The organism is Spiractinospora alimapuensis (assembly GCF_018437505.1).
Taxonomy (GTDB): domain Bacteria; phylum Actinomycetota; class Actinomycetes; order Streptosporangiales; family Streptosporangiaceae; genus Spiractinospora; species Spiractinospora alimapuensis.
The window spans coordinates 5,629,458-5,646,473 of sequence record NZ_CP072467.1; the positions used below are offsets into that span (position 1 = coordinate 5,629,458).

Consider the following 17,016-nt stretch of genomic DNA (forward strand, 5'->3'; position numbering starts at 1 on the left):
TCTCGCGTCAAGTACTCCTCCCTTGGTCCGGTCGTCCGTTCGGGTGGGGGCGGGTCGGGGGCGCGATCGGTATCGGTGGGCTGGGGGAGCGCGCGTGAGGTCGCGTTCGGCTTCGCGAGGGCGGAGATTGCCCGGTGCGGCCGTCGTGCTGGCGACCGGGATGACCGGGGCCGTCGTCACGTGGATTGTGGATCGGCGGGCGGGTCGGAGTGCGGGGGTGTGGTCCTTCGGTGATCGATGGGGCCCGTGGATTCGTTCTCTCCGATGGTGCCCACGTGTGGAGGACTTCACCGTTGGCCATGCTGTCGCTTTCGAGTCGGCGTCGGTGGGTGTGGTGTGAGGACGCGTTCGACTCCGCGGGGGCGGAGACTGCCCGGCATCGCCGCCGTCACCTGGATCGGGTACCGGTCGACGGGTCGGGGGGCGGGGCGTTCCCTTTCGGTGACCGATGGGGCCCGTCGCTTCGCCCGCCCATGCGGCGCTCGCGCGCCAAGCACTCCGCCACCGGTCCCGCCGTTGCGGCGTGTGGGCGTCGGTGGGTGTGGTCGGGGATGCGTGACGCGGCGGGCCGTGGACGGGACCGGTCCCGGTGGGTCGGGGGAGTGCGTGTGAGTGCGCGTTCGACTTCGTCGGGGCGGAGACCTCTCGGCATGGCCGCCGTACTGGGTACCGGGGGCGACGGGGGCCGTCCTCACGTGGATCGGTTGTCGGCCGACGGGTCGGACGGCGGGGGTGTGGTCTTTTGGTGACCGATGGGGCTGATGGCTTCGCTCACTCGGGTGGTGCCCACGTGTGGAGGACTTCACCGTCGGCCGGGCTGTCGCTTCGAGTCGGTGTCGGTGGATGTGGTGGGGGGACGTGTTCGGCCGCGCGGGGGCGGAGGCCCCCTGGCCGCGGGCATCACGTGGATCGGGTGCCGGCCGACGGGTCGGAGGGCGGGGGTGAGGTTTTGGTGACCGACGCGGCCCCTCACTTCGCCCGCTCGGGCGGCGCTCGCGCGTCAAGTACTCCACTACTGGCCGGCCGTGGCGGCGAGCGGGCGTCGGTGGGTGTGGTCGGGGATGCGTGACGAGGCGGGCCGTGGACGGGACCGGTCCCGGTGGGGCGGGGGAGTGCGCGTGAGGGCGCGTTCGGCTTCGCGGGGGCGGAGGTCTCCCGGTGCGGCCGCCGTGCTGGCGACCGGGGTGACGGGGGCCGTCGTCACATGGATCGGGTACCGGGGGACGGAACGGATTCTCGGGGAGCGCTGGCGGCGGGAGAACTTCCAGGGAGTCCAGGTGACGTTGGCCGAGGGGACGGCGTTGAGCCTCGGAGCGTGTGTGGGGGCCGCCTGCGCCCCTGGTGTCCCGGGGCGGGCGCGACTCGCGGGAGTCCTCGCCGCCGGGTCCGCTGCGGTGTTGGGGGCCTACGACGACGCCGTTGGTGGTCGGGGTGCGCGCGGGTTCCGGGGACACCTCAAGGCACTGCGTGAGGGACGACTCACCTCCGGAACGGTCAAGCTCTTCGGGATCGCCGCCGGGAGTCTGGGTGCCGCGGCCCTGGTCTCCACGAGACCGCGCGACGTCGCGGTCAACACGATCCTGATCGCGGGCAGCGCCAACCTCGTCAACCTGCTCGACCTGCGTCCCGGACGCGCGGCCAAGGCCGCCCTCCTGATGGGAGCCCCGACACTGCCCGGCGAAGGCGCCGCCTTCTCCGCCGCCGCCCTGGGACCGGTACTGGCCGTCCTGCCCGCCGACCTCCACGAGGACGGAATGCTCGGGGACGGCGGAGCCAACACCATCGGCGCCCTCCTCGGTCTCTCCTACGCTGTCGGCGGAACCTCACGGACCCGCGCCGTGAGTGCCGCGTCTCTCGTCGTCCTGACCGTGGCCAGCGAAGCCGTCAGTTTCTCCCGCGTCATCGACGCGGTCCCGCCGCTGCGTTGGCTGGACCGTCTGGGCCGTGGCGCGGAGGCGGGACCGGAGACCGACGCGCGGCGCCCATGACACGGCGCCGACTCGCAGCCATCACCGGAGGAGTGGCGGGCGCGGCGGCGCTGATCGCGGTCGTCACCGCCGCCGCGCGCGTCGCCGGGTTCGGGCGCGTCGTCGTGTTCTCCCAGACCGTCGGCGACACCTGCCTGGGTACCGCCTACCTGACCGCGAACCAGATCCCCACGATCCTCTTCGAGGTCGTCGTCGGCGGCGCGGTGGCCGGCATGGTCGTGCCGATCCTGGCGGGACCGGTGCGGCGCGGCGACACCGAGGCGGTCCGTCGCATCTCCGCCGCCGTGGTCACGTGGGTGCTCCTGGTCAGCACCGGTCTCGCCGTCTTGCTCGCCCTCGTCTCCGCCCCGCTCGTCGCCCTCCTCATCGGCGACATCGATGGCTGTGGCGGACTCGGCGAGGTGGTCCTGCCCCTGACGGCTCGTTTCCTCCTGATGTTCACGCCCCAGATCGTCTTCTACGGTCTGGCCGCGGCCCTCTACGCGGTCCTGCAGGCCCACCGCCGCTTCCTCGGCCCCGCACTGGCCCCCCTCCTGTCGAGCCTCGTGGTGATGGGCGTCTACGTCGCCTTCGTCCCGCTCGGAGGCGGCTACGTCAATGACCTCGCCCACCTTCCACTCAGTGCGGAGCTCACCCTGGCGCTGGGCACGACGGCCGGCGTCGTCGCCCTGTTCCTCACCGCACTGGCACCGGCGCTGCGCCTACGGGTCGGACTGTTCCGACCCACCCTGCGCTTTCCGCCCGGGGTCGCGGCGCGCGCGGGCGCTCTCGCGTTCGCCGCCCTCCTCCCACCGGCGGGCATGCAGCTCACCCAGTTGCTCGCGATCGCCCTCGCCAACCGAGGTGGCGGCCCCGGCGCACTCGCCCTGTACAACTACGCCTGGGCCCTGTTCACCCTGCCCTACGGCGTCGTGGCGATCCCCATCGCGCTCAGCGCCTTCACGACCCTCTCCGAGCACCACGACCTCGGCGACACGACCGCCTATCGTCGGCTCGTCGCCGGCGCGGCGAGATCCGTGCTGGTCACCGCCGCCGCTGCCGCCGTCGCGTTGGCCGCCGCCGCCCGCCCCCTGGGCGGCTTCCTCGCCCACGACCAGGGAACGGCGGGGGCCGAGCTCACCTGGGCGATCATCACCTTCGCCCCGGGCATCGTCGTCTTCGGTCTCGTGGCCCTGTACAGCAGGGCGTTGTACGCCGCCCATCACGGGCGACAGGCCGCGGTGGCGCAGCTCGCCGGGTGGGCGATCGTGATGACCACCGCGGTGGCGCTCGTCGCCGCGGTGCCCTCGACCTGGGCGGTCGCGGCGCTCGGTGCGGCGACGTCTCTCGGGCTGGGTGTGGCCTGTGTGGCGTTGATGGTGTCCGTGGTCCGCCTGCGGGGGAGTGAGTGTCTTAGGGGGATGATCCGTTCGGCCGTCGCGGTGCTGGTGGCCACCCCGCCCGCGTTCGCCTGTGGGGCGTTCGTCGCGGGGGAGCTACTCCGGCCGGGCGCCGCGGCCCAGGCCGGCGCCGCGGTACTGGCGGGAGTCGTCGCGATCCTGGTGTTCGCCTTGGTGACGGCGCTGGTCGACCGGGACGCCGGACGCTTCGCCCTCCGCGCGGTCCTCCGTCGGGCCACGCCCTGACGCGAAGGCGGGAGGCGATACGTGGAACAGGAACCGGCGACGGTGAGCGTCACCCAGGAGCGAGCGACGGAGGGTGGCGGTACGGCGGAGGAGTGGGGAGCGATGCGGATCGCGCTGGTCGTCGGGTCGAGCACCGGCGGCGTGGGCGCACACGTGCGTGGCCTGGTCGCGGGTCTCGTCTCGCGGGGGCACCTGACCACCGTGGTCGCTCCGGCCCAGGTCGAGGAGCTGTTCGACTTCGCCGGCGCGGGCGCCACGGTCGTGCGGGTCGAGATCGGGGACCGGCCGCACCCCCTGCGCGACCTCGGTGCGGCGCTGCGCCTTCGCCGGGCCCTGTCGGGGAAGATGGACGTCGTCCACGCTCACGGTCTGCGCGCGGGGGGCGCGTCGGCACTGGCGCGGCTGTCACCGCTCGCCGTCACGGTTCACAACGCGCCACCGGAGGTGCGCGGACCTCTCCGGGGCGCCTACCCGGCCCTGGAGGCGTTGGTCGCGCGGCGCGCCGAAGCCGTCCTCGGCGTCTCGGTCGACCTCGAACGCCGCATGCGCGACCGGGGGGCACGCCGGGTCGTGTCCGCGACCGTCGCCGCGCCACAGGCCCCCGAACCGTCGCGGGACCGTCGTTCGGTCCGTCGGGAACTGGGCGTAGCCGAACACGAACCCTTGATCCTCACCGTCGCCCGGCTCGCCCCCCAGAAGGGGCTCGACACCCTGCTGGACGCCAGCCGCCGGTGGGCGCGCCGGACGTCCGCCCCCCGCGTCGCCGTCGCGGGCGAGGGGCCACTGCGCGCGGAACTCCAGGAGCGCGTCGACGCCGAACGACTCCCGGTGCGTCTGGTGGGACACCGGGACGACATCGCCGACCTGATGGCCGCGGCCGACGTGTTCGTGTTGCCGAGCCTGTGGGAGGGACCGTCACTGGTGATGATGGAGGCGATGCGGGCGGCCCTGCCCGCGGTCGCCACCCGGGTCGGGGGAATCCCCGAGCGCTACGCGAACGCGAGCCTGCTCGTCCCTCCTCGCGACGCCGGGGCTCTGGCCACCGCGGTGGACCGGGTCCTGGACGACTCCGACTTCGCCAACCGACTCCGGGCGGCCGCCGCTATGAAAGCGGTCACACTTCCGACGGAGTCCGACGCCGTGGCCCAGCTCGAGGCGTTGTATGCCGAACTGGCGACAGATCGTGGTTTCCCGCCGCGCCAAAGCACGGTATGAAGGAGACAGACAACTGAACAGGAGGGGAGTATCCCCCCGCGGCGGAATCGTCAGCACGGCTCCTAGGGGCCCGGTTCCGTCGGTCCTCGCGTGAGCGTGGGCGGGAGAGACCTCCGGAAGTAGGCAGTCCGCGTCCCATGGCGCGGACCAATGCTGCGACCGGAGGTTTCGACAGTGGATGTTCCTTTCTGGGTGTGGGCCGTCACCATCGGCGGCATCATCCTCATTCTCGCGGCCGACCTGGCCATCGTGGACCACCCGTGGTCAAAGAAGTCGGGCCCGAAGGAGTTCGGTGTTCGTCAGGCGGCCTGGTGGGCCCTGTTCTATCTCCTGCTCGCCGTGGCGTTCGGCATCGGTGTCGGGATCGTCGGCGGTCCCACCGTGGCAGGGGAGTACTTCGCGGGGTTCCTGACCGAGAAGAGCCTCAGCGTCGACAACCTGTTCATCTTCTACCTCATCATCACCGGGTTCGCGGTACCACGTCAGTACCGGCACGAGGTGCTCCTCGTCGGCATCGTGGTCGCCCTGATCATGCGCGGCATCTTCATCTGGATCGGCGCTGCCGCGATCAACCAGTGGAGCGAGGTCTTCTACCTCTTCGCCGCGCTGCTGATCTACACCGCCTACAAGATCCTGAAGGGCCAGATCAAGGGCGAGGAGGCCGGGGCGTTCGACTACACCGACAACGTTTTCCTGCGCCGGGTGCGCAAGGTCATCCCCTTCACGGACGACTACCGTGGCGGCGCGCTCTTCGTCCGTGGCGAGGGTGGGGTCCGGATGGCCACCCCGATGCTGCTGGTGATTCTGGCGATCGGCGTCACCGACCTCGTCTTCGCCGTGGACTCGATCCCGGCCATCTTCGGCCTCACCCAGGACGCCTACATCGTGTTCACCGCGAACGCGTTCGCGCTCATGGGCCTGCGCCAGTTGTACTTCCTGCTCGCCGGCTTGATGGACCGGCTGTCCCAGATCGGCTGGGGACTGTCGATCATCATGTTGTTCATCGGCGTGAAGATGTTCCTGCACGCCCTGCACGAGAACGGCGTTCCGGTTCCCGAGATCGGAATCGGGGTCTCGCTCGTCTTCATCACCAGTGTGATGGTCATCACCATCGTGGCGAGCCTGTGGGCGTCCAAGCGCCAACGCGCGGTCGCCGAGACGGACGAGAGCGGCGCCGCGACCGGCGTCGGAGGCGAGGACCGGGGCGAGGAGCCGCGGTAGCGTTCCGTTTCGAACGAACGTACGGGTATAGTCGTGGACTGCGACGGCGCTCGCCGTCGCGGTCTGTCGGGCACGCGCCACACGCGGGCCGATCGGCGCACCGGTTCGGAACATTGGGTGCGCACGTTTGGTTACCCTTCTGGGACACCCGGTACGCCACACCATTCATCCGCGTCGCAATGTGGGGGAGTGCGTCACACCATGGCCGAGCATCTGGAGGTACGCGGAGCCCGCGAGCACAACCTCAAGGATGTCTCGGTGGATCTGCCCCGCGAGGCCATGATCGTGTTCACGGGCCTGTCCGGTTCGGGCAAGAGCTCGCTCGCCTTCGACACGATCTTCGCCGAGGGTCAGCGCCGGTACGTGGAGTCGCTGTCGGCCTACGCGCGACAGTTCCTCGGTCAGATGGACAAGCCCGACGTCGACTTCATCGAGGGACTGTCCCCGGCGGTCTCCATCGACCAGAAGTCGACCAGCCGCAACCCCCGCTCCACCGTGGGCACCATCACCGAGATCTACGACTACCTGCGCCTGCTGTACTCGAGGATCGGCCACCCCCACTGCCCCGTCTGCGGTCGTCCCATCGCGCGGCAGTCGCCGCAGGCGATCGTGGACCGGTTGCTGGAGATGCCCGAGGGCACGCGCTTCCAGGTGCTGGCCCCCGTGGTGCGGGGCCGTAAGGGCGAGTACACCGAACTCTTCCGCGACCTGCAGACCAAGGGCTTCACCCGCGCGCGCGTCGACGGTGAGCTGGTGCGTCTGGACGAGGCGCCGAAGCTGAAGAAGTACGAGAAGCACGACATCGCGATCGTGGTCGATCGGCTGGTGGTGCGGGAGTCGGCGCGTGGTCGGCTCAACGACTCCGTCGAGACCGCGCTGGGGCTCGCCGGCGGCACCATCATCCTGGACTTCGTCGACGTCGCCGAGGACGACGCCGAACGGGAGAAGGTGTTCTCCGAGCACCTGTACTGCCCCTACGACGACCTGTCCTTCGAGGAGCTCGAGCCGCGTTCGTTCTCCTTCAACTCCCCCTACGGCGCCTGCCCGGAGTGCAGCGGTCTGGGCACCCGGATGGAGGTCGACCCCGAACTCGTCGTCCCGGACCCGGAGAAGACCCTCAGTGAGGGAGCGATCGCCCCCTGGAGCGGCGGCCACGCCACCGAGTACTTCGGCAGGCTCATGCAGGCCCTGGGCGACGCCCTCGGATTCGACCTGGACACCCCCTGGGAGCGGCTGCCCAAGCAGGCCCGAAAGGCCCTGCTGGAGGGGCACGACACCCAGGTACACGTGCGCTACCGCAACCGGTACGGGCGCACCCGCTCCTACTACACCAGCTTCGAGGGCGTGTTGCCGTGGGTGCGGCGTCGGCACTCCGAGAGCGAGAGCGACACCAGCCGGGAACGGCTGGAGGGCTACATGCGGGTCGTCCCCTGCGCGAGCTGCGGTGGCGCTCGCCTCAAGCCGGTCATCCTGGCCGTGACGGTGGGCGGCAAGTCGATCGCCGAGGTGGCGAAGCTCCCGCTGGGCGAGTGCGCCAAGTTCCTGCGGGAGATGAGCCTGAGCGAGCGGGAGACCACCATCGCCGCGCAGGTCCTCAAGGAGATCCACGCCCGGCTGGGGTTCCTGCTCGACGTCGGCCTGGACTACCTCAACCTGGAACGTGCCGCCGGCTCCCTCTCCGGTGGGGAGGCGCAGCGCATCCGACTGGCCACCCAGATCGGTTCCGGGCTGGTCGGGGTCCTCTACGTGCTGGACGAGCCCTGATCGGGCTGCACCAGCGCGACAACTACCGACTGTTGGAGACCCTCGGCCGGCTACGCGACCTCGGCAACACGTTGATCGTCGTGGAGCACGACGAGGAGACCATCCGCGCGGCCGACTGGGTCGTGGACATCGGCCCGGGAGCGGGTGAGCACGGCGGTAACGTCGTCGTGTCCGGACAGGTCGAGGACCTGCTGGCCAGCACCGACTCCCTCACCGGTGACTACATGTCGGGCCGGCGCCAGATCCCGATCCCGACCGAGCGACGCCCCCTGACCAAGGGGCGCGAGATCGTGGTCAAGGGTGCGCGGGAGCACAACCTCGTGGGGGTGGACGTCGCGTTCCCCCTGGGGGTTCTCACCGCGGTGACCGGTGTCTCCGGATCCGGGAAGTCCACCCTCGTCAACGACATCCTGTACCGTGCCCTCTCTCGGGAGCTCCACGGCGCGCGACACGTCCCCGGGCGGCACCTGCGTGTGAACGGCATGGGCCAACTGGACAAGGTCGTCCACGTGGACCAGAGCCCGATCGGGCGCACGCCGCGGTCCAACCCCGCCACCTACAGCGGGGTCTTCGACCACATCCGCAAACTCTTCGCCCAGACCACCGAGGCGAAGGTGCGGGGCTACCAGCCGGGCCGGTTCTCCTTCAACGTCAAGGGCGGACGGTGTGAGGCCTGCGCCGGCGACGGGACGATCCGGATCGAGATGCAGTTCCTGCCGGACGTCTACGTGCCCTGCGAGGTGTGCCACGGCGCCCGGTACAACCGGGAGACCCTCGAGGTCCACTACAAGGGCAAGACCATCGCCGACGTGCTCAACATGCCGGTCTCGGAGGCCCTGGACTTCTTCGAGCCCATCAGCGGGATCCGGCGTCACCTGCAGACCCTGGACGACGTGGGGCTCGGATACGTCCGTCTGGGCCAGGCCGCCACCACCCTGTCCGGTGGCGAGGCCCAGCGGGTGAAGCTGGCCTCCGAACTCCAGCGTCGCAGCAACGGTCGCACCATCTACGTCCTCGACGAGCCCACCACCGGGCTGCACTTCGAGGATGTGCGCAAACTCCTGGGTGTGTTGGAGCGCCTCGTCGACGCCGGCAACACCGTGATCGTGATCGAACACAACCTGGACGTGATCAAGACCGCGGACCACATCATCGACATGGGTCCCGAGGGAGGCTCCGGCGGCGGCCGTGTCGTCGCGGAGGGCACACCCGAGGAGATCGCCAACGTTCCCGAGAGCCACACGGGCCGTTTTCTCGCTGAACTGGTGTGAGCAAGCGGTTGCTAAGCTCGGAAACCACGTATCCACCCGAGTGATGAATGGCGATGCCGGTGAGCCGAGACGACGGCACCAACGACGCGGTGTTCCGGCCAAACGGCTTCGGCCCCGAGGCAACCGCACCCCCGGCGGGCGTGGCGCGTCGCGTGGCGGCGCGTCTGATCGACACGCTCCTGCTGATGTTCCCCAGTTCGTTGCTCATTCAGGTCCTCGTCGATCGGGTGATGGGCCTGCCCATGACCACGCTGGAGTCGCTGGAGGAGATCGCCGAGGGCGGTGCGTCCCCGCTGTTCGTCGGCGACATCGCCGCGGCGTTCATCCTGTTCGGTCTCTGGGTGGGGTACGAGACCTACTTCGTCACCCGTTGGGGGCGCACTCCGGGCAAGATGCTGGTCGGTATCAAGGTGATCCCCGTCAACGAGGACATCATTCCCCTGGGTGTCACCGCCGGCGACGCCTCGCGGCGGGCGATGCTACTCAACCTGCCCACGGCGGCTGCCTGGACCCCCAGCCTCGTGATCAACACCCTCAACGTGTTGGTCATCGTGTCGGCGGCGTGGGCTCTGTGGGATCGGCCCTACCGACAGGGCCTCCATGACAAGATCGTCCGTACCCGGGTGGTGCAGATCGTGGCACCCCGCCACAGCCGCCTGACCGCGGACCCACGGCGAACGTGACACGCTGAGCGGCGCGGACACAACCGCTTCGAGCTGATCGACAATGGGGATGAGTCGATCAATGCGAAATGATCCCGAAACCGAAGGTGCAAGCGTCGATGAGTTACCCACCGCAGTCGCCTGACGAGCCGGAGAACGGTTCTGATCCGCAGCAGCCCGGGCAGGGACACCCGGGACAGCCGGCCAGCGGCCCACAGCAGCCCTACCCAGGCCAACCGAGCGGCGGCTACCCGGCCGAGGGCCAGCCCCAGCCACCGCAACCCCCGGGGCAGCAGCCGTACCAGGGGCAGCCGTATCCGGGCCAGCAGTCGCAGGGTTACCCAGGGCAGGAGTCCGGGGGCTACCCGGGCCAGCCCCCGCAGGGGTACCCGGCCCCACCAGGCAACGGTCCGCAGCAGCCATATGGTGGTCAGCCCAGTGGTGGGTATCCGGGTGAGGCCCAGCCGCAGCAGCCCTATCAGGGGCAGCCGTATCCGGGCCAGCAGCCGCAGGGTTACCCAGGGCAGGAGTCCGGGGGCTACCCGGGCCAGCCGCCGCAGCCCCAACCGGGGTACGGAGCGCGGCCCGGTAGTGGTCCGCAGCAGCCCTACCCAGGACAACCGAGCGGTGGGTATCCGGGTGAGGCCCAGCCGCAACAGCCCTACGGCCTGCCGCCCAACGCGGGGCAGCAGCCCTATCAGGGGCAGCCGTATCCGGGCCAGCCGCAGGGCTACACCGGGCAGGAGCCCGGGGGCTACCCGGGACAAGCGCCACAGGGATACCCGGCCCCGCCAGGTACTGGTCCCCAGCAGCCCTACCCCGGCCAGCAGCCACCCGGGTATGACCCCTATGCGCAGCAGCTCGGATACCCGCCGCCGCCCCAGGGCGGCGGTCAGCTCGCCGAGTGGTGGCAGCGCCTGGTCGCGCGGATCATCGACGGCGTGATCGTCGGTGTTCCCTTCGGCATCATCTACGGGATCCTCACCGCGCTCCTGTACGACCCCTTCGCTCCCACCGGACTGCTCGTGCCGATCCTGATCAGCGGGATCCTGGCGTTCGTGGTGGGACTGGTCTACGAGGGCCTCATGCTGGGCTCGGGCGGGGCCACCGTGGGCAAGAAGGTCATGGGACTCGTCGTGGTGCCACAGACCGGTCCCGGACCGCAGCCGGGGCTCGCAGGTGGGACCGCGTGGACTCGCGCCGCCTCGTGGTGGGGGTTCTACATCCTCTACGCGATCCCGTTCGTCACCTACATCGCGTGGATTTACCCGCTGCTCAACGGGCTGTGGCCGCTGTGGGACAAGCCCAACCGGCAGTCCCTCAACGACAAGTTCGCCAAGACCGTGGTGATCACGACACGCTGAGCCTGGTGACCGTGACGTCGTGGGATCGCACGCCCGTCTACACCGTTGTACGGGGGCGGCCCACAGTGACGGTGTGACGGGCCGCCGCTTCCCCTGGGGCCACCCCCGAGGAAGCGGCGGCCCGTCCGTTCGCGGCCTGGTCGGTGCTGGCGGCGTCCCCGCCGGGCACCGACCACGTCAATCGTCGTCACTCGTCCCGGATCAGGGTGCGCAGCTCACCCGGCTCGCGCCCGGTGCCGTCCAGGAGCTGGGTCCGGCGGTGCGGTAGGGCCTCCGGGTACTGCTCGGTGATGTAGGTGATCAGGAACTCCCGGACGTCGCAGCACAGGTCCCACTGGGCGTCGGAGTCGGCGGCGGTGACCACCACCCGCAGTTCGACGGATCCGCTCTCCAACACGTCGGTCGCCTGGAGCGACCAACGGCGCCCGTCCCACAGGGGGTGGCGGCCGATGTAATCCCCGGTCTGCTCCCGCAGCTCACGCACTGGTACCTGCCAGTCGACCCGCAGGTACACCTTTCCGGTGACGGTCGCCCCGTGCTTGGTCCAGTTCTCGAAGGCGTTGTTGGTGAAGTAGGAGACCGGCAGGACCAGACGACGCTCGTCCCAGATCCGCACCACCACGGTCGTGAGGGTGAGCTCCTCCACCCGTCCCCACTCGTTCTCCACCACGACGATGTCGTTGATGCGCAGTTGGTCCCCCACCAGTTGGATGCCGGCGAAGATGTTGCCGAGCGTCGACTGGGCCGCGACGCCGGCGACGATACTCAGCACACCGGCGGTACCGAGCAGACCGGCGCTCAGGGCGCGGATCTCGGGGAAGGTCCACAGGATCGAGGCCAAGGCGATGAACACGATGAGCGAGGTGATCACGCGTCTGGCCAGCCGGATCTGGGTGCGCAGCCGGCGCGCCTTGCGGTCGGTGTCCTCGTCGTAGACGCTCAGCCGCTCCAGGATCCCGTCGCTCAGGGCATAGGCCACGGACACGCCGAGCCACGTCAGCGTAATGATCATCCCGATGCGGATGCCGTGCTCGTAGACGGTGTACCAGGCGCGTTCGCTGAAGACCGACGCCCCGGGCACCACGATGTTGACCGCGACGACCACGGCCGCCGCGTAGGCGGAGTACTTGCACCGCTCCACCAGGGGGGTGGCCAGTGACCACACCGAGCGCAACTTGTGGTTGAGCACCCAGTGCGCACCGGTCACGAGTCCCACCGCGACAGTGATCGCGACGAGACTCCACAGCCAGGTTGCCAGATTCACCGCGACTCCAGAGTCCTTCGGCCCGTACTTCCCATGGGCACACCCGTTTGCGTTCCCCTGCCCACGACCAGCGCCCACCTGGCGAGGATCTTGCTCCGCTCGGGTGAAATCCCAGGTCAGAGGTGTTTGTGGCGTCGTGAGTGCACGCCGTTCGACCAGTCCACTCCCACGACCCCCCACAATAGGATCGGGGTCCTTCCCCTGTCCGGAGCCGCATGGCTCGTACCACACGCGGAGAGGAGAAACGGCAGGAGCGGTTGGCGGTCTCTCCGCCCCGACGGCGGTGGCGGCTCCCTGCCGAGAGACACCTCGATGGCCTCCCACAAGCAACTACGCCCGGAACCCGCATCCATCCCCGACGCTCCCGGCGTCTATCGGTTCCGTGACGAGGGTGGACGGGTGATCTATGTCGGAAAGGCGAAGAGCCTACGCTCTCGCCTTGCATCATACTTCCAGGACTACGCGGCACTGCACCCACGAACGCAGACCATGGTCTCCACGGCCACCGACGTCGACTGGACCGTGGTCGGCACCGAGGTCGAGGCGTTGCAGCTCGAGTACTCCTGGATCAAGCAGTACGCGCCCCGCTTCAACGTGCGCTACCGGGACGACAAGAGCTATCCCTACCTCGCGGTCACCATGGACGAGGAGTATCCGCGGGTCCAGGTGATGCGCGGGGCCAAGCGTCGCGGCGTGCGGTACTTCGGCCCCTACCCGCAGGTGTGGGCCATCCGTGAGACCGTCGACCTGCTGCTGCGGGCCTTTCCCGTGCGTACCTGCTCGGCCGGGGTGTTCCGCCGTGCCCGCACCAGTGGCCGGCCCTGCCTGCTCGGCTACATCGGCAAGTGCTCCGCCCCCTGCGTCGGCCGCGTCACCCCCGAGGAGCACCGTACGCTCGCGGAGGACTTCTGCTCGTTCCTCGCTGGTGACACCGGGCGTTTCCTGCGCCAACTGGAGTCGGAGATGCGGGCCGCCGCCCTCGAGGAGGACTTCGAGCGCGCCGCGCGGCTGCGTGACGACGTCGCTGCGTTGCGCACCGCGATGGAGAAGCAGTCCGTCGTGCTCAGTGAGGCCACCGACGCCGACGTCATCGCCCTGTCGGCGGAGCCGTTGGAGGCGGCGGTCCAGGTCTTCTACGTGCGCGGTGGCCGAATCCGGGGTCAGCGGGGCTGGGTGCTGGACCGTGTGGACGACGCGGACGTCCCCGAACTCGTCGAGCGGTTCCTGCAGCAGCTCTATGGCGGCACCAACGGCGAGGGCACCACGACCGTGCCCCGGGAGGTGCTCGTCTCCGCCCTGCCGGACGACGTCGACGCGTTGCGCGAGTGGCTGGGCGGAATCCGTGGCGCCAAGGTGGACCTCCGCGTACCGCGACGTGGGGCGAAGCTGTCCCTCATGGAGACGGTCACCAAGAACGCCCGGGAGACCCTCGCTCGCCACAAGACGAAACGCGCGAGCGACCTCACCACCCGCAGCCACGCGCTCACCGAGATCGCCGACGCCCTCGGTATGGAGCAGGCCCCGCTGCGCATCGAGTGCTTCGACGTCTCCAACCTGCAGGGCAGTCATGTGGTCGCCTCGATGGTCGTGTTCGAGGACGGCCTGGCCCGCAAGTCGGAGTACCGGCGCTTCAGCATCCGCGGCGTCGACGGACAGAACGACGTCGCCGCCATCGGCGAGGTGATCACCCGCCGCTTCAAGCGATACCTGGAGGAGAGCCAGAAGTCCGGTGAGCTCGTGGGCGCGGAGTCGGCCGCGGAGGCCGGCCAGGCCGCGGCCGCGGCCCAGCGCGCCGCCGACGGTGAGGTGCCCGAGGCACCGGCGAAGTTCGCCTACCCCCCCAACCTGGTGGTGGTGGACGGAGGTAGACCCCAGGTCGAGGCCGCGCAGCGGGCTCTCACGGAACTCGGGATCGACGACGTCGCCGTGTGTGGCCTCGCCAAGCGGTTGGAGGAGGTCTGGCTTCCGGGGGAGGAAGATCCACTCATCCTTCCGCGTTCCAGTGAGGGGTTGTACCTGCTGCAGCGGCTGCGGGACGAGGCACACCGCTTCGCGATCTCCTACCACCGTTCCAAACGCTCAGCCGCTGTGGGGGGAAGTGCCCTGGACCAGGTCGCCGGGGTGGGGCCGGCGCGACGCGCGGCGCTACTGAAGCACTTCGGTTCGCTGCGCCGTATGTCCCGCGCGACCGTGGAGGAGATCGCCGCGGTTCCCGGTGTGGGAGAGGCGACGGCGCGGGCCATCCAGCGAGCCTTGCACGAAGACTCAGCCCAGGCGGGCGATCGGGGGGACACCAATGGGCACTGACAGTCCGGGGGGCACTCTGCCTCCGGAGCAGCTACCGCCGGAGATCGTCATCATCACCGGCATGTCGGGGGCAGGGCGCAGCACCGCGGCCCGGGCCCTGGAGGACCTGGAGTGGTTCGTCGTCGACAACCTCCCTCCGGGACTGCTGCCGACCATGATCGACCTGGCGGGCCGTACCCACGGAGCCGTCCCACGCGTCGCGGCCGTCGTCGACGTGCGCAGCATGGCGTTCACCGAGGACCTGCGGTCCACGATGGAGATCCTGCGGCAGCGCGGAATCGCCGCCCGAGTGGTGTTCCTGGAGGCGGCCGACGACGCGCTGATCACCCGGTTCGACGCCGTGCGCCGTCCACACCCCCTGCAGGGCGACGGGCGGGTCACCGACGGCATCGACCGGGAGCGTGAGCTGCTGCGCCCGGTGCGCGGTGACGCCGACCTGGTCATCGACACCTCGCGGCTGAACCCACACGAGCTGAAGGCCAAGGTCATCGGCGCGATCGGTGAGAACCGCGACATCACCCTGCGCGCGAACGTCGTGTCCTTCGGCTTCAAGTATGGTCTGCCGGCGGACGCCGACCTGGTGATCGACTGCCGTTTCCTCCCGAACCCACACTGGGTCCCGGGCCTGCGGCCCCTCACCGGACACGACGACGCCGTGCGTGAGTACGTGCTGGCCCAGCGTGGAGCCAAGGAACTCCTGGACTCCTACACCGAGGTCCTGCGCCTCCTGGTCCCCGGCTACCTGCGGGAAGGCAAGCACTACATGACCCTCGCCGTCGGCTGCACCGGTGGCAAGCACCGCAGTGTGGCCATGGCCGAGCAGATCGGCCGGAGACTGGCCGAAGATGGTGTGGAAGCACAGGTCAGTCACCGGGACCTGGGCCGCGAGTGACAGCACCCCGTGAGCTCGGCGAGAGGGCGCACATGACGCCGTTGGATTCGCAGTCGGACGGGACCCCCGTCAAAGGGCCACGTGTCGTCGCCCTGGGCGGCGGGCACGGTCTGTTCGCCTCCCTGTCCGCGCTGAGACGGGTCTCCGGTGAACTCAGCGCGGTGGTGACCGTTGCAGACGACGGCGGGTCGAGCGGGCGGCTGCGCGGAGAGTTCGGGGTCCTCCCCCCAGGGGACCTACGGATGGCGCTCGCGGCCCTCTGTGGTGACGACGAGTGGGGCCACGTCTGGAGCGAGGTCATCCAACATCGCTTCCACTCCGACGGTGAGCTCGACGGACACGCGGTCGGCAACCTACTGATCGCCGCGCTGTGGCAGCTCCTGGACGACTCGGTCGCCGGCCTGGACTGGGTCGGCCGGCTGCTGGGGGCGCACGGTCGCGTGTTGCCCATGGCCTCGATTCCCCTGGACATCGTCGCCGAGGTGCAGGGGGCCGATCCCGAGCACCCCGACGAGGTGACGACCGTACGCGGACAGGTGGCCTGCGCGAGCACGCGCGGGCGGGTCCGGTCGATCTCCCTCGTTCCCCCGGAACCGCCGGCGTCACCCCACGCTCTCAAGGCGGTGCGTGAGGCCGAGTGGGTCGTCCTCGGCCCGGGGTCGTGGTTCACCAGCGTGCTTCCCCACCTCCAGGTTCCCGAACTCGCCCGAGCGATCGCCCGCACCTCCGCCCGGCGCGTGGTCGTTCTGAACCTCTCGCCCCAGCGCGGCGAGACCGACGGATTCGCGGGCCACGACTACCTCGAGGTCCTCGGAGCACACGCCCCCGAACTCGCTCTGGACGCGGTGCTGTGCGACACACGCAGTGTCGCCGATCGAGAGGAGCGGCGTCAGTTGGAGAAGGCCGCGGCCAAGTTCGGCGCCTCCCTCGTCGTCGCGGACCTCGCGGCCGGCGACGGGACGGCACGACACGATCCCTGGCGCCTCGCCGGCACCTTCGACACCCTCTTCCGAGATGCGTGACCCCGTGGGTGAGCTGTGCGATCGTCAACGCCATGACAGGGGACGACGTTGAGATCATGCGCGTCTACGACGTGGTTCACGGTCGGGCGACGCCACGGGGCGCGACCTTCCTCGTGGACCGCCTTTGGCCCAGGGGTGTGCGAAAGGACTCGCTGAGCCTGGACGACTGGACCAGGGACGCGGCCCCGAGCACCGAGCTGCGGGAGTGGTTCAACCACGACCCGGCGCGGTGGGAGGAGTTCCGGCGCGCCTACCACACCGAACTCGACCAGAAGCCGGACGCGTGGCGGCCGATCAGGGAGGCCCTGCGTTCCGGGCCCGTCACTCTGCTCTTCGCGACGTCCGACGCCGAACACTCCAACGCCGTCGTGCTTCGGGAGCACCTGCTGGAGCACGACGCCGACAAAGGCTGAGGATCCGG

The 17,016-nt window shown here is 69.8% G+C and carries 11 protein-coding genes and 1 pseudogene; 11 read left to right on the forward strand and 1 reads right to left on the reverse strand.

Features of this window, described 5'->3' with window-relative positions:
* Positions 1 to 1,118 precede the first annotated feature (1,118 nt).
* From J4H86_RS26100 to J4H86_RS26130, 7 genes and pseudogenes are all read left to right on the forward strand, one after another.
* Positions 1,119 to 1,988 (forward strand): hypothetical protein, encoded by an 870-nt coding sequence (locus J4H86_RS26100; RefSeq protein WP_236540955.1) that lies wholly within the window; start codon positions 1,119 to 1,121, stop codon positions 1,986 to 1,988.
* A complete protein-coding gene (gene murJ, locus J4H86_RS26105; RefSeq protein ID WP_236540956.1) occupies positions 1,985 to 3,613 on the forward strand; it encodes a murein biosynthesis integral membrane protein MurJ in 1,629 nt (542 codons plus the stop codon). The genes J4H86_RS26100 and murJ overlap by 4 nt, the downstream gene beginning before the upstream one ends.
* A gap of 102 nt (positions 3,614 to 3,715) precedes the next feature.
* The gene (locus J4H86_RS26110) at positions 3,716 to 4,828 is read left to right on the forward strand and encodes a glycosyltransferase family 4 protein (RefSeq protein ID WP_236544187.1); all 1,113 of its coding nucleotides are present in this window, start codon (positions 3,716 to 3,718) and stop codon (positions 4,826 to 4,828) included.
* A gap of 174 nt (positions 4,829 to 5,002) precedes the next feature.
* Positions 5,003 to 6,049, forward strand: coding sequence for a TerC/Alx family metal homeostasis membrane protein (locus tag J4H86_RS26115; RefSeq protein WP_236540957.1), 1,047 nt, complete (start codon positions 5,003 to 5,005; stop codon positions 6,047 to 6,049).
* A 201-nt stretch (positions 6,050 to 6,250) separates the two neighbouring features.
* A pseudogene (gene uvrA, locus J4H86_RS26120) lies at positions 6,251 to 9,084 on the forward strand (excinuclease ABC subunit UvrA).
* Positions 9,085 to 9,137: 53 nt separating this feature from the next.
* Positions 9,138 to 9,767: an RDD family protein gene (locus tag J4H86_RS26125; RefSeq protein WP_236540958.1), complete on the forward strand. Its 630-nt coding sequence runs from the start codon at positions 9,138 to 9,140 to the stop codon at positions 9,765 to 9,767.
* Between the two features lie 98 nt (positions 9,768 to 9,865).
* Complete coding sequence (locus J4H86_RS26130; RefSeq protein ID WP_236540959.1) at positions 9,866 to 11,110, forward strand: RDD family protein; 1,245 nt, start codon at positions 9,866 to 9,868, stop codon at positions 11,108 to 11,110.
* A 187-nt stretch (positions 11,111 to 11,297) separates the two neighbouring features.
* Here J4H86_RS26130 and J4H86_RS26135 read toward each other — a convergent pair whose 3' ends face one another.
* Entirely contained in the window at positions 11,298 to 12,374 is a 1,077-nt protein-coding gene (locus J4H86_RS26135; protein WP_236540960.1) for a mechanosensitive ion channel family protein, read from the reverse strand.
* 312 nt (positions 12,375 to 12,686) lie between these two features.
* Between J4H86_RS26135 and uvrC the strand changes: the two genes are divergently transcribed.
* Genes uvrC through J4H86_RS26155 form a run of 4 tightly spaced genes read left to right on the forward strand, consistent with a single transcriptional unit; the run spans position 12,687 to position 17,008 of the window.
* Positions 12,687 to 14,681, forward strand: a complete 1,995-nt coding sequence (gene uvrC, locus J4H86_RS26140) for an excinuclease ABC subunit UvrC (RefSeq protein WP_236540961.1) — start codon at positions 12,687 to 12,689, stop codon at positions 14,679 to 14,681.
* Positions 14,671 to 15,573: an RNase adapter RapZ gene (gene rapZ, locus J4H86_RS26145; RefSeq protein WP_236540962.1), complete on the forward strand. Its 903-nt coding sequence runs from the start codon at positions 14,671 to 14,673 to the stop codon at positions 15,571 to 15,573. Before uvrC ends, rapZ begins: the two co-directional genes overlap by 11 nt.
* A gap of 32 nt (positions 15,574 to 15,605) precedes the next feature.
* A complete protein-coding gene (locus J4H86_RS26150; RefSeq protein ID WP_236540963.1) occupies positions 15,606 to 16,595 on the forward strand; it encodes a gluconeogenesis factor YvcK family protein in 990 nt (329 codons plus the stop codon).
* A 32-nt stretch (positions 16,596 to 16,627) separates the two neighbouring features.
* The gene (locus J4H86_RS26155; RefSeq protein WP_236540964.1) at positions 16,628 to 17,008 is read left to right on the forward strand and encodes a DUF488 domain-containing protein; all 381 of its coding nucleotides are present in this window, start codon (positions 16,628 to 16,630) and stop codon (positions 17,006 to 17,008) included.
* Positions 17,009 to 17,016 lie beyond the last annotated feature (8 nt).